A 13434-nucleotide genomic window follows, 5' to 3' on the forward strand; every position below is an offset into this window, starting at 1 on the left:
TAGTCGGGAAGAGTTGACTGAAGCCCTCATAGGAGGGGGGAAGAGAATTCGTTATATAAATCTCTAATTAGATTACTTTTAGTATACCAAATTATATATAAAGTATGTAGTCATTATTTAAAATAGTGTATGTTTATTGTAACTTTATTGTAACTTAGCTAACAATGCTTTGAGGTATACATACACGTTTTCAACGGATGGTAAATGAACGCGTTCCATTGGTGTATGTGGACTTACGATAGTAGGGCCAAAGCTAATCATTTGGGTGTTTGGTAATACGCCTTTCAACAAGCCGCATTCAAGACCTGCATGAATAGCGTTTACATTAGCTGGTGTATCAAACATTTCATTATGTAAGGAAATAGCTTGTTCTTCAAGCTTGGAGCCTTTATCGTATTCCCATGCAGGATAACCACCAGTACGCTCTGCAGATACACCTAGTGTTTTCGCAAGTAATATCATTTTCTTAGCCAAGAATTCAAGACTGTTGCTATTGGAGCTACGGATGGAAATGAGTATTTCAATAGTATGTTCGTTTTCTCGTACGATAGCGATGTTGTTAGAAGTTTCTACAAGATTTGGGATAGATTTGCTTACAGAATGAACACCATCTTGTGCAAGATAGATGTATGTAATAAGAGCTTCTGTTGTGTCATCTGCATATACTACATCAGGAGTAGCGACATCTTCTACAACAAATGTAAGACCTGGATCTTGGATACCATATTCATGGAGATATTGCTTTTCTTGGTAGGCGATTAATGTTTTAATGGCCGCTACATCTTCAGCGCGTACGGATAATACAGCAACTGCTTTAGAAGGAATGGCATTATGTTTTACGCCACCTTCAAAGGATGCTAAGCATACAGGATATTGTTGTTGGATATCATAGAGTACACGTGTTAACACTTGGTTAGCATTAGCCCGTTGTTCATTGATTTCAATACCGGAGTGACCACCTTTAAGGCCTGTTACGGTAAAAGATAAGCCTGCATCATAACCAGGTTGGTTGTTTTCGCGCAATAATGGAATGTTTACGTGAACATGACAACCGCCAGCACAGCTAACAGTGAAGTCGTGCTCTACCTCTGTATCGAGGTTGAGTAAGTAATCGCCACTTACTTGGCCTTCTTTAATGGCGAAAGCGCCATCCATGCCAGTTTCTTCATTTGTGGTGAACAATAATTGCATAGGTCCATGTTGTTGACTATCATCTTCGAGGATGGCAAGCATCATCGCACCACCCATACCGTTGTCCGCACCTAGTGTAGTGTGGTCTGCGTGCATCCATTCACCTTCGATGATGTTTGCAATAGGATCCTTGGAGAAGTCATGATTGGAGTCATGATCTCGTACACAAACCATATCGATATGGCCTTGTAAGATGATAGAAGGTCGGTTTTCATAACCTGGAGACGCTGGCTTTTTGATGACTACATTAAATTGATCGTCTTGATGAACCTCAAGCCCCAAGTTTTTAGCAAAGTTTACGATATAATCGCTGATGCCTTTTTCGTTTCCTGATTCACGAGGAATTTGGCTCATTTCTTTAAAGATTTCTAATACGCGTTTTGCTTGAACGATTGATTCCATAATGGTTCCTTTCATTCTCATGTAAATAATAGATATATATGTTGATTGATTATACGGAATACTTAGTGTTTTTATTAGTATCTGAATTTGTAATACTAATAAAAGAGTTTATCTCAGTAATAACTTTCACCGACACATATATGGAATATATAAATAGTTAGTATATATATAGTTATATCACAAGAATGATTATTAGGATAGTTTATGGAAACTGTAGTATATGTATGTACTGGCTATATAGGAATAATAATGTATAATGAGGATATACGATTAACGATTGATTAAATCCATTAGATTTTAGAAGGTTGGTGAACCGATGCAACACGACAGTCGCAATATTAGTATGCTCATGGATTTTTATGAGATGACCATGGCACACGGCTATTTTACACAACATGAAAATACGGATCGCGTCGCTTTTGATGTGTTCTTTAGACGCAATCCAGATAAGGGTGGCTTTGCCATTTTTGGTGGTCTTGAACAAATCGTTGAGTACATTTTAAATCTACACTTTGATGAAAGTGATATAGATTTTTTACGGAATCAAGGGATCTTTAGTGAGGAATTTCTAAACTATCTTAAAGATTTCTCCTTTACTGGTGATGTATATGCGTTCCCAGAAGGTTCTATTATTTATCCAAACGAACCAGTTATAACCATCGTAGCCCCTCTCATAGATGCACAAATCGTAGAAACTGCAGTGCTAACTATGATGAACCATCAGTCCCTTATCGCTACAAAGGCTAATCGCATCGTTCGTGCTGCGGATGGGCGTGTAGTAGCCGACTTTGGAGCTCGTCGAGCTCATAATGTGGATGCCGCTGTATATGGTGCGAGAGCAGCCTACATTGGTGGGGTACAGTCTACGGCAACTGTTTTAGCGGGCCAACAATTTGGTATTCCTGTGAGTGGAACCATGGCTCATAGCTGGGTTATGTATCATGATTCTGAATACGAAGCTTTCAAAGCTTACGCTGAAGTGTATCCGGATGGGGCTGTATTCCTTGTTGATACCTATGATGTATTAAACTCTGGGGTTCCTAATGCTATTAAAGTAGCTAAAGAGGTATTGGAACCTATGGGAAAACGCTTAAAAGGTATACGCCTTGATTCAGGTGACCTTGCTTACTTAGCTAAAAAAGCGCGTCGTATGCTTGACAAGGCAGGCTTAGAAGATTGCAAAATTATGGCTTCCAATAGTCTTGATGAATATACAATAACCTCTTTATTGGGACAGGGTGGTCCCATTGATATCTTTGGTGTAGGTGAAAGACTGATTACCTCTAAGAGTGACCCTGTATTTGGCGCCGTATACAAGATTGCTGGTGTTGAAAAGAATGGTTTGTGGGAGCCTCGCATCAAGATTTCTGAATCTGTTGAAAAGATTACGAACCCAGGTTTTAAAAAGGTGTATCGCGTATACAATGATAAAGGGCGTGCCATTGCAGATTTATTAACATTGTTAGAAGAGGTGCCAGATACGACAGAACCATATCGTTATATCGATCCAGAACAACCATGGCGTGAATTGTACTTTGAAAATTGCACCTTTAAAGAGATGAAACAACTCATTATTAAAGATGGCAAGCTTATCGTAAAATTGCCGACATTAGAAGAGCTTCGTCAATACGTTAAAGACCAATTAGACCGCGAAATTTGGTTAGAAGAACAGCGCTTTGAAAATCCACATCGCCATTACCTTGATATGAGTCCAGGATACTATCAAATGAAAATGGATTTATTAAATCGTATTTTCCGGAAGAAGTAGGAGGGCTTATGTTAGACAATCCAGAAGCAACAAAAGAGGCTCTCGTTCAATGGATTAGAGACTATTTTAGTCAAAATGGGCCTAGCTGTAGCGCCGTAGTGGGCATTTCAGGTGGTAAGGATTCCACAATTGTGGCTGCTTTATGTAAAGAAGCCCTTGGGGCAGAACGCGTAGTAGGTGTTCTTATGCCGAATGGAATTCAGTCTGATATCGATGATGCTAAGGCTGTAGTGGCACATTTGGGGATTCCACATATCATAGTGAATATTGGAGCTGCCTATGAAGCTTTGACAAACGCTATCATTCAAGGTGAAGGTTATAATTCTGTTACGGGTAGAACTGATATATCCAAGGATGCAGGAATTAATACACCACCGCGTCTTCGCATGACAACGCTATATGCAGTAGGGCAAAATTTGCCTAATGGGGCACGCGTAGCTAATACATGTAACGGATCTGAAGATTATGTAGGGTATTCTACAAAATATGGCGATAGTGCGGGGGACTTTAGTCCTCTTGCAAATCTTGTCGTAGAAGAGGTACGCCAAATAGGTCGATTACTTGATATTCCAAAATATCTTGTAGATAAGACGCCTAGTGATGGACTCAGCGGTCTATCTGATGAGGATAAATTAGGATTTACCTATGCTGTATTAGATCGATATATTAGAACTGGAGAGATAGAAAATCCTGAAACGAAAGAACGTATTGATTATTTGAACCGTATTAATAAGCATAAATTAGAATTGATGCCGTCCTTTCACCCACAATGTTGAGAGAGGACTTGTTTTAGCTAGTCTAATTCATGCTAATGTTGATTAACAAAAGATTTACTATTTCTTATGTATCTTTATGATGGAGGTAATATGGAGACAAAAATAGCTTTGATTGGTACGGGTGGTACGATTGCTGGACAAGGCGCATCCGATACAGATTTGACGGGCTATACTGCAGGGGTACTAGGGCTCAATGAAATTCTAGATTCTGTACCTGGCACGGAACCATATGGTCCATATACATATACTCAGTTTAGTAATATTGAAAGTTCTGATATTACTGTCCAGCATTGGTTGGATTTAGCCAAGTTAGTACAAAAATTAGTTGATCAAGAGGATATCGGTGGTGTTGTTATAACTCATGGTACAGATAGTATGGAAGAAACAGCCTATTTCCTTAATCTTACTGTTCATACAGATAAGCCTATCGTTATCACTGGCTCTATGCGACCTGCTGGGGCAATCAGTGCAGATGGTCCTATTAATTTATTACAAGCGATTCAAGTGGCAAGAACACCTGCATCTGTAGGTAAAGGTGTACTTGTTGTTCTAAATGGCTATGTTGATGGGGCCCGTGATGTATCAAAAGGGAATACAACTAATGTGGCTACCTTTGACAGTCCATTATTAGGTCATCTTGGTATCGTCCAGGATGGTGTAGCTCATTATTATAAAGCCTCTACTCGTCGTCATACGAAAGAATCCATCTTTGATGTACATGACTTAAAGGAATTGCCTCGTGTAGTCATTTTGACTTGTTATGGTGGTATGGATGACATGGTGCCAATGAGTGTAGTTGCCACTAACCCTGATGGACTCATCTTGACTGGATTGGGTCATGGTACAATTCCTCAAAATGTACGTCAAATAACACAAAATACAACATTCCCAACTGTACGGGCCTCTCGTACAGGGAGCGGCATGGTATCTGCTGTACCACAAGATGCACTAGCAGGCTATCTCGTAAGTGATACATTGAGTCCACAAAAAGCTCGTATTTTATTGATGCTGGGGCTTACAAAAACTAAAAATCTTAAAAAGTTACAACAGTTCTTCTATGAATATTAATTAGAAAATAAAAAAGATTTGAGAAAAACTCTCAAATCTTAATTTGATATTCATTTTCAAGTATTATACTATGTGTAACAGTTTTATATGCAATGAACCGCACATCACGATCGCTTAGGATGTGCGGTTTTTTATTTCGTCTAGGATGCGTATTTTTTATTCGGCACCAATAGCATTTTCTAAGGCCCGTTGTATACCTACATAAACCGCTTTAGCCAATGTGTCTCCAAATAGGGAGAAGGAGCCGGCGTCCGTTAACACATCACCATTTGTATCTATGGTGAGAATGATACCATCTGTGGATGTTCCTGTAGCAGAAGTCTTGCGTTCTTTTGTAATTGCTTCAGGAATGTCTTCGTTGATAAATGGATAGAGGCGTACACTTTCAACCCCCCAATCTTGGAGGGCTGCGGTTTTAGCCTCCGTAATTGTCATGATGGCTTTCACCATGGCGCTGTCAGTTAAGGCCTTATTCGTAAAGACTAGTATGTTGATTGTGCCAGGCGTCACAAACGCTCCGTCCCGTTCTTCATAGCAATACCCTGTGCCTGCACGATGGGCCGTTTTTTCATAGCCTGCAGTAACGATGGTCTCCACAATCGTATCGTGTTCCTCGACCTTGGCGTATGCGTGAAGGTTCATTGTAGCAGATGTAAGAAGGGCTGTACTAAAATGAACAGGTGTATCGATTTGCTCGAATTCTTGGGCTAAATAGTTGGCTACAGATCCACCAGGTAAATCTTTTTCTGTTTCAATCTGATAAGTTAATTGTTGATTTCGTACGGCTAACGTATGGTGATACCCACCATTGAGTTGACCACTAGATAAGGCATAATGGATGTCGTCAAAGTGTACTGTAACGGAATTTAATTCTTTCGTTACATGACCTCCTGTTGCAAGCTCTTGTGGTGCTTCATATGGATTGTTAAACATATAAGTCTCCCTAGATTTAGATTGTTATATATGTAATATAACGATATAATAACTTTACTATATCGTGTAAAATATATTTATTAAATTATAGCATATATGTTTATGATGACCATATTAATAGATGTGCTCAATTATTTATAAAGTTATATTATTGGAGGTTTAATATGGGCAATATTTTTTATTCTGCATCAGAAATATTGTTTAAAGATGCGAATGTATTGATTCAATTTCGAGATTGGTTCTTTTCTCAAGCAGGCAATATATTATTAGCTCTTATTATATTTTGGGTAGGTCGTTATGCTATTAAATGGGTGAAAACCTTTGCTGTCCGTATTATGACTAAGGCCTCTTATGACTCTGCTGCGATGAGCTTTATTACGCAGATCATCAATTATGCATTGCTAGTAGGTCTAATATTGATTTGCTTAAATCAAATTGGTGTCCCTACTACATCCTTTGTAGCTGCCTTTGGTGCCTTTGGTTTAGGTATTGGTTTGGCCTTACAAAACAACTTATCTAACTTGGCATCAGGCTTATTAATTCTTATATTTAAGCCTTTTAGAGCAGGTCATGTTATTCAAGTTGGAGATACTGTAGGTAGTGTTAAGTCTATTCAATTTATGTATACTATTATCACTACTAAAGATCAAAAAAATGTGTATATACCAAACTCTATCCTTACCTCCCAAGCCATAACTAATATTGCTTATACCCACGAAAGGGTTATCCCGTTCGTCTTTGATATTGGTTATAACAATAATCATCATGAAGCAATTAAAATCTTAAAAAATATTTTTGCTGCTGATAAACGTGTACTCAATCCTAAAAACATGGAAATTGGTATTTCTGAATTTGGCGATAACTCTGTACGCATTGCTGCCTATGCACGCGTTAAGTCGAAAGACTTCTTAGATGTGCAATATGGAATTATGTCTGATGTAAAAGATGCGTTCGATAAATATGGTATCGACATTCCATATCCTCAACGTGTTGTATATCTTCAAAATGTAGATAACTCTACTGGTGAAATTAAGGGAACTAAGAAAAAGGCAAGTGGAACGGATGTTGCCATTGATGATAACCCTGAAAGTTAATATGTGATACAGAAAGTGAGATATATGATATCTTTAACAACTAATGTTTGTATAGTCTGGAAACGACTTATTTTGATGATAGCCTTTATAGGCGCTATTATTTTCGGTACTAGTGTTTCTCATGCGGCGTACATTGCGCCGCCATCTACGATAGGTGAGGCTGTTGTTCTCATTGATGCGGATACAAAAGAAATCCTATTTGCAAAGAATCCTGATAAGTGGATGCATCCTGCGAGCACTACGAAAATGGTTACATTGTTAACAGCTCTAGAACTCAAAGGTACACAACTTGATGAACTGGCGACTATTAGTAGTTATGCCACTAGTATGGAGGAATCCAATCTGGGGGTTCGTGTTGGTGATCAAATTACCTTGGAAGGCGTTCTTGAAGGCATGATGGTTGCCAGCGGTAATGATGCGGCCGTTGTAGTAGCAGAAAATGTAAGTGGCTCTGTAGAGAACTTTGCAAAGGACATGAATCGCGTTGCTGCAAAAGCAGGGGCAAAAAATAGTGTATTTTTAAATCCTCATGGTTTGACACAAATGGGCCATCACTCTACGGCTCGTGACTTGGCGATGATTGCGGCGTATGGTATGAAATACCAAATGTTCCGCGATAAAGTAGCCAATGATTATTATAAGGTGCCTTATCAAAACCGTACGCCAGAAACAATTCGTACCACAAACCATTTCATTCGCAATAAATATCCCGGTGCTAATGGTTTAAAAACTGGCTTTACGAATGCTGCAGGGGAATGCTTGATTGCATCGGCTACCCGTAATGGTCATACTATGATTGTAGTCATGCTTAACGATGATAACCGTTGGGAAGAAGCAGTACAATTCCTTGATTACGGCTTTAAACTTCGTGGAGTTATTTAGGGGAACTATTGTGTAATGGGGGTTATATGAGTTCATTCTTTGCATTTTTAAAACGGATGCGCTTTATCAATCGATGGAGCCTCATGCGTAATACAGAAATTGAAAATATTCAAGAACATAGCCTTGAAGTGGCTATGGTAGCTCACAATTTAGCAGCTCTCAAAAATGAATACTTTGGTGGTAATGTGGACATTAATAAGGTAGCGGTCATTGCCATGTATCATGAGGTGAGTGAAATCTTTACAGGCGACATGCCAACACCGATTAAATATTTTGATCCAAAACTTCGTGAACTGTACGGTGAAGTTGAAACATTAGCACAAGAGAAAATGTTATCTACCTTGCCAGAACGATTACAAGCTGTTTATAAGCCTTTCATAGTAGATGCAGAGGATAATCCTGAGTGGCCTATCGTTAAAGCGGCAGATACAATTTCGGCCTATATGAAATGTGTAAACGAACTCAAGGCAGGGAATGATGAGTTTAAAGAAGCACATGACTCCATTTTGGCTAAACTGAAAGCACTCAACATGCCAGAGGTAGATATGTTCCTTGAGACTTATATGCCTGCTCTTGGTAAAAGCTTGGATGAGCTAAATTACTACGAAATCAAATAATGATTAAAAAAGAGACGACCAGCGGTCGTCTCTTTTTATTCTATAAAAATAGCCATAACATCTTAATAGACGTCACAGCCATTTTACATCTCAAATACAAATTATAATATCTATTTTTCTTCAATAATATTTTGGTTTCTCATTAATATTTTCTTCCCACGCCATGAGAATGCCCGGTGCCCATATTTAGCTTTGAACTCTTTGTTTGCAAGCATTTCTAGTTCATTAATATCGATGTGTGGTTCGATTTGTTGGAACTCGGGAATTGGTGTTGTGGGAATACCTTGATTATGAGGGCAAACCTCTTGGCATACATCGCAGCCAAATACTAATGGGGTTTTAGCGATAATATGTTGTTCTTGGTCGGTGAGTTCTCCTTTTTTCTGGGTTAAGTAGCTTTTACAAGTATCATATTTGAATTCTTCGTGCCCTAAGCATTGACCTAGACAAGCGGTAATACAACGATTACAACCCATGCAAGATTGTTTAAGCGGTGTGTTCGGCTCAAATTCTAAGGTGGTTAATATCGTTCCTATTACTACGTAGGATCCCCATTTAGGACTGATAAAACAATTGTTTTTGCCATAAAAGCCAAGGCCCGCTAAGTATGCCATGTAACGGTCTGCCAAGGGAGAGTTGTCACAATGTATAGAAAACTGAGCTGAAGTATTTATTTTTTGTAATTTTTCAATAAGTTTTTCTAAATATTCATTAATGACCAGGTGATAATCTGTGCCCCATGTATAGCGGGACAGATTGGATGGACCATTATGTTCTACGTAGTATGGAAAGAGACAGACAATAGCACTTTTAGGTGTGAACTCAGTTGTTCCTAGTAGTCGTTCCTCCACATCTGCAGCTGTAAATGGACAGGGATTAGTTTCGTACAAAATGGTTTTTGCATTTTCAGGTAGAGGCCAAGGGGCAATCCCAAATTCATAAATATGTAATTCTTTGCAAAATTCCTGTAAATTTATATCTTTCATCATAGATTTAGTGGCGAATAATTGGTAAAATAAAAGTATAAGAAACGTGAGGAATTCTATAGATTCCTGCTAAGTTTGTAGTTCGGTGATATCTGTATTTTTGTGGTTATCATCCAGTTCTGTTAGTATTAGTATACCATTGAGAGGACAGATTATGTTAGCATTTATGAAAGTATTACAACCGAAGACGGTGGAAGAGGCTTATGAATTAGCCACAAAAAACAAAACTGCCCCAATGCTAGCTGGCGGCTGCTGGTTGCGTTTAGGTCGACGCACATGGCCTGCAGTGATTGATATGGCTAGTCTTGACTTGCGTTATGTTCGCGAAGAGGATAACGAATTTGTCATTGGTGCTATGGCAACGCAAGGCGACGTGGAACGTTTTGAGCCATTACAACAATTCTGTGGTGGTGCTGTTGTTAAAGGTGTTAAAGAAATTCTTGGCATTCAATTCCGCAACACTGCTACTATGGGTGGATCTGTAGCAAGCCGCTTCGGCTTCTCCGACATTATTCCTGCATTAATGGCAGTACATGCAGACATCGTTACTTTTAAAGGCGGTCGCATGTCCATACATGACTATATGAAATACAGAGAACGTGATATCCTCGTGGAAATTCGTATCCCTAAAGTAGATGTGCCTGTAGCTGTAGAGGCTCTTCGCATCTCTCGTGGTGACTTCCCAGTGTTGACAGGTGCACTTCGCCGTGATGACAAAGGCGTTGAAGTGTACATCGGTACAAGACCTGGCGTGCCTCAATTAGCAGAAAAAGCAAGTGCTCTGCTTTCAGAAAAAGGATTGTCTGCAGCAAAAGAAGCCGGTCAATTAGCATCTGAAGAGTTAGTTTACCAATCTAACTCTCATGCGTCCAAAGAATATCGCATGGAAATGGTAAAAGCAATGATTCAACGCTTGTCTAAGGAGGTGGCACAATAATGGAACTCGTACTTAATATTAATAATAAAAATGTAACTGTTAATGTGCCAACTGATGAAATGTTGTTGGATACATTGCGTAATCTCGGTTACTATAGCGTACGTTGTGGCTGTGACACAACAAACTGTGGCCTTTGCACTGTATGGGTAGATGACGAAATTATCTTGTCTTGTGCGTATCCTACATTTCGTGCGCCAGGTCATAAAATCACTACATTAGAAGGCTTGCAAGAAGAGGCTGAATTATTAGCGGCTTGTATTGCTAGCGAAGGCGCTGACCAATGCGGCTTCTGTACAACTGGCATGATGATGAGTGCTATCAACTTGAAACGTAAAAATCCAAAGGCTAGTGATGATGAGATTCGTGAATACCTCATCGGTAACTTGTGCCGTTGTACTGGCTATGAATCACAACTTCGAGGGGTTCGTAAATTCTTAGAAGGAGGCCTAAAATAATGAATAAGCACATTGGTAAATCTTATGACAAGGTTGACTCTAAAGGTATTTTGACGGGTAAACCGTCTTATACTGGCGATTTTGTTCCAAAAGATGCGCTCGTTATTAAGGTTCTTCGTAGCCCTCATGCACAGGCGCGCATTAAATCAATCGATACATCTAAAGCTAAATTGATTCCTGGCGTAGAAGCAATCTTTACACATGAAGACGTGCCTAATACTCGTTTTACCTTGGCTGGTCAAACCTATCCAGAGCCATCTGCTTATGATGCGCTTATTTTAGACCCTGTAGTTCGCTATGTAGGCGATGAAGTGGCTCTTGTTGTTGCAAAAGATGAAGCTACAGCACTTAAAGCGATGCCTCTTATCAAGGTTGAATACGAAGTACAAAAACCTGTGCTCGATATGCATACGGCTATCGACCATGAAACAGTAGTCCATCCTGAAGATGATATTCATAATAATATCCCTGTAGGTCAAGATTATAAACGCAATATTTGCGTATCTTATCATAAACGAGTAGGCGATATTGAAGCTGAACTTGCAAAATGTGATTATGTAGTAGATGGCACTTACTTTGACCAGGCTACACGCCAAACAGCAATGGAACCATTCCAAAGTTATGGTTACATTGATGCATTGGGCCGCGTAGTTATCGTATCTTCTACACAAATTGTATTCCATGTACGCCGTCATATTGCGCGTGCATTAGGAATTCCGGCTACAAAGGTTCGCGTAATCAAACCTCGTATCGGCGGTGGATTCGGTTCTAAACAAACGGCTTGCACAGAAATTATGACAGCTTTTGTGGCGTGGACATTGAAGAAACCTTGCTACCTCTTATACGATCGTACTGAAGCACAGACTTGCTCCACTACACGTCATGCTCGTGAATGGAAAATCCGTGTAGGTGCTACAAAAGATGGAATTATCAAAGTAATTGATATGGACTCCATTACTGATGCAGGTGCTCATGCAACTCACTGTTTCACTACTACTACAGCTGGTGAGCATAAGTCCATTCCTTTATACAATAAAGCGACAGCTATCCACTACGGTACAGAAGGCGTATACATGAACCATACACCAGGCGGTGCATTCCGTGGTTATGGTGCTACAGAAGCGCTATGGCCATTAGAGTGTGCTGTTAATAATTTGGCGGATAAAATGGGCGTTGACCCTGCTGAATTGCGTCAAAAGAACTTGATTGCTCAAGGTGAACAAAGCTTGGTATATGCTCCAGATGAATATCTTGACTCTGGTCTATTCCAAGATACAGTAAACCGCGTAAAAGAAATGGCTCGTTGGGATGAGCGTCCTCATTCTTGGGATATTGACGAACGTTATCGCGGTGGCCTTGGCATGGCATTAGCGTTACAAGGTTCTGGTGTTGCTAACATTGACGTAGCATCTGTAGAAATTCGTCTTGGCGATGATGGTAACTACACATTGTATACTGGCTCTTCCGATATGGGCATGGGTGCTAATACTGTATTGACTCAAATGGCTTGTGAAATCATTGGCTGTCCTATGGAATACATGACTGTTGTTGAATCTGATACAGACATCGTACCATTTGATCCAGGTTCCTATGCATCTAGTACAACATACGTAACTGGTACGGCGGCGAAAATGGCTGCTGAAGAATTACGCACTAAGATTATTGCTAAGTTCGCTCAATTCTTCGATACAGATGTAGACAACATCGATTTTGATGGCGTTGTAGCTACTACAAAAGATGGTTCTCAAACTATGGATATCCATCAATTAGCTCCAAAATTATTAGTAGGCGTTAATGCAGAACAATTGTCTGGTTTCGCTACATGGGGCAGTCATACGTCCCCACCTCCATTCATGGCAACTATTGCAGAGGTAAAAGTAGACAAACAAACTGGCAAGGTTATTCCGCTTCATACATATTCCTGCATCGATTGCGGTACTGTTATTAATCCTAAATTGGCTCGTGTTCAAGTTGAAGGTGGCGTAGTACAAGCTATCGGTATGGCGTTATATGAAGATATACGCTATTCTAATAATGGTCGCTTAGAGACTAATAACCTTATGACTTATAAAATTCCAACCCGTCAAGATATTGGCGAGTTACATGTAGACTTTGTAGAGTCTTATGAGCCGACAGGCGGATTTGGTGCCAAATCTATTGGTGAAGTTGTTATTAATACGGCTAGTCCAGCTATTCAACATGCTATTAAAAATGCAGTTGGTGCGGACGTTCGTACATTACCTATGACACCTGAGAAGGTATTTATGGCTATGGACGAGAAATATAAAGTATAGAGATTTCTATTTACTTTTCCTTTCTAAGGAG

At 39.6% G+C, this 13434-nt stretch carries 12 protein-coding genes; 9 read left to right on the top strand and 3 right to left on the bottom strand.

What is annotated here, in order from left to right:
- Positions 1–144: 144 nt before the first annotated feature.
- Complete coding sequence (locus VEIS1202513_RS01285) at positions 145–1593, bottom strand: aminoacyl-histidine dipeptidase (RefSeq protein ID WP_213467966.1); 1449 nt, start codon at positions 1591–1593, stop codon at positions 145–147.
- 316 nt (positions 1594–1909) lie between these two features.
- Here VEIS1202513_RS01285 and VEIS1202513_RS01290 point away from each other — a divergent pair, with 316 nt between their 5' ends.
- From VEIS1202513_RS01290 to VEIS1202513_RS01300, 3 genes are all read left to right on the top strand, one after another.
- A complete protein-coding gene (locus VEIS1202513_RS01290) occupies positions 1910–3361 on the top strand; it encodes a nicotinate phosphoribosyltransferase (RefSeq protein WP_213467626.1) in 1452 nt (483 codons plus the stop codon).
- 8 nt (positions 3362–3369) lie between these two features.
- A complete protein-coding gene (gene nadE / locus VEIS1202513_RS01295; protein ID WP_213467627.1) occupies positions 3370–4137 on the top strand; it encodes an NAD(+) synthase in 768 nt (255 codons plus the stop codon).
- 90 nt (positions 4138–4227) lie between these two features.
- Positions 4228–5205 (top strand): asparaginase, encoded by a 978-nt coding sequence (locus VEIS1202513_RS01300; protein WP_213467628.1) that lies wholly within the window; start codon positions 4228–4230, stop codon positions 5203–5205.
- Between the two features lie 156 nt (positions 5206–5361).
- On the opposite strand, the gene VEIS1202513_RS01305 is transcribed toward VEIS1202513_RS01300, so the two are convergent.
- Positions 5362–6138 carry an adenosylcobinamide amidohydrolase gene (locus VEIS1202513_RS01305; protein ID WP_213467629.1) on the bottom strand — a complete coding sequence of 259 codons (777 nt, stop codon included), beginning with the start codon at positions 6136–6138 and terminating at the stop codon, positions 5362–5364.
- Between the two features lie 164 nt (positions 6139–6302).
- Between VEIS1202513_RS01305 and VEIS1202513_RS01310 the strand changes: the two genes are divergently transcribed.
- From VEIS1202513_RS01310 to yfbR, 3 genes are read left to right on the top strand one after another with little or no spacing between them, the layout of a single operon-like run.
- Positions 6303–7232 carry a mechanosensitive ion channel family protein gene (locus VEIS1202513_RS01310; protein ID WP_213467630.1) on the top strand — a complete coding sequence of 310 codons (930 nt, stop codon included), beginning with the start codon at positions 6303–6305 and terminating at the stop codon, positions 7230–7232.
- 24 nt (positions 7233–7256) lie between these two features.
- Positions 7257–8114, top strand: a complete 858-nt coding sequence (locus tag VEIS1202513_RS01315; protein WP_156719847.1) for a D-alanyl-D-alanine carboxypeptidase family protein — start codon at positions 7257–7259, stop codon at positions 8112–8114.
- A 26-nt stretch (positions 8115–8140) separates the two neighbouring features.
- The gene (gene yfbR / locus VEIS1202513_RS01320; protein WP_213467631.1) at positions 8141–8731 is read left to right on the top strand and encodes a 5'-deoxynucleotidase; all 591 of its coding nucleotides are present in this window, start codon (positions 8141–8143) and stop codon (positions 8729–8731) included.
- A 110-nt stretch (positions 8732–8841) separates the two neighbouring features.
- Here the strand turns inward: yfbR and VEIS1202513_RS01325 are convergent, their stop codons facing one another.
- Positions 8842–9717, bottom strand: a complete 876-nt coding sequence (locus VEIS1202513_RS01325; RefSeq protein ID WP_213467967.1) for an epoxyqueuosine reductase — start codon at positions 9715–9717, stop codon at positions 8842–8844.
- Positions 9718–9871: 154 nt separating this feature from the next.
- Here VEIS1202513_RS01325 and VEIS1202513_RS01330 point away from each other — a divergent pair, with 154 nt between their 5' ends.
- Genes VEIS1202513_RS01330 through VEIS1202513_RS01340 form a run of 3 tightly spaced genes read left to right on the top strand, consistent with a single transcriptional unit; the run spans position 9872 to position 13403 of the window.
- Entirely contained in the window at positions 9872–10654 is a 783-nt protein-coding gene (locus VEIS1202513_RS01330) for an FAD binding domain-containing protein (RefSeq protein ID WP_156719848.1), read from the top strand.
- Complete coding sequence (locus tag VEIS1202513_RS01335; protein ID WP_024065760.1) at positions 10654–11109, top strand: (2Fe-2S)-binding protein; 456 nt, start codon at positions 10654–10656, stop codon at positions 11107–11109. Before VEIS1202513_RS01330 ends, VEIS1202513_RS01335 begins: the two co-directional genes overlap by 1 nt.
- Positions 11109–13403 (top strand): xanthine dehydrogenase family protein molybdopterin-binding subunit, encoded by a 2295-nt coding sequence (locus VEIS1202513_RS01340; protein ID WP_213467632.1) that lies wholly within the window; start codon positions 11109–11111, stop codon positions 13401–13403. Before VEIS1202513_RS01335 ends, VEIS1202513_RS01340 begins: the two co-directional genes overlap by 1 nt.
- Positions 13404–13434 lie beyond the last annotated feature (31 nt).

The organism is Veillonella orientalis, from assembly GCF_018406505.1.
Classification (GTDB): domain Bacteria; phylum Bacillota; class Negativicutes; order Veillonellales; family Veillonellaceae; genus Veillonella; species Veillonella nakazawae.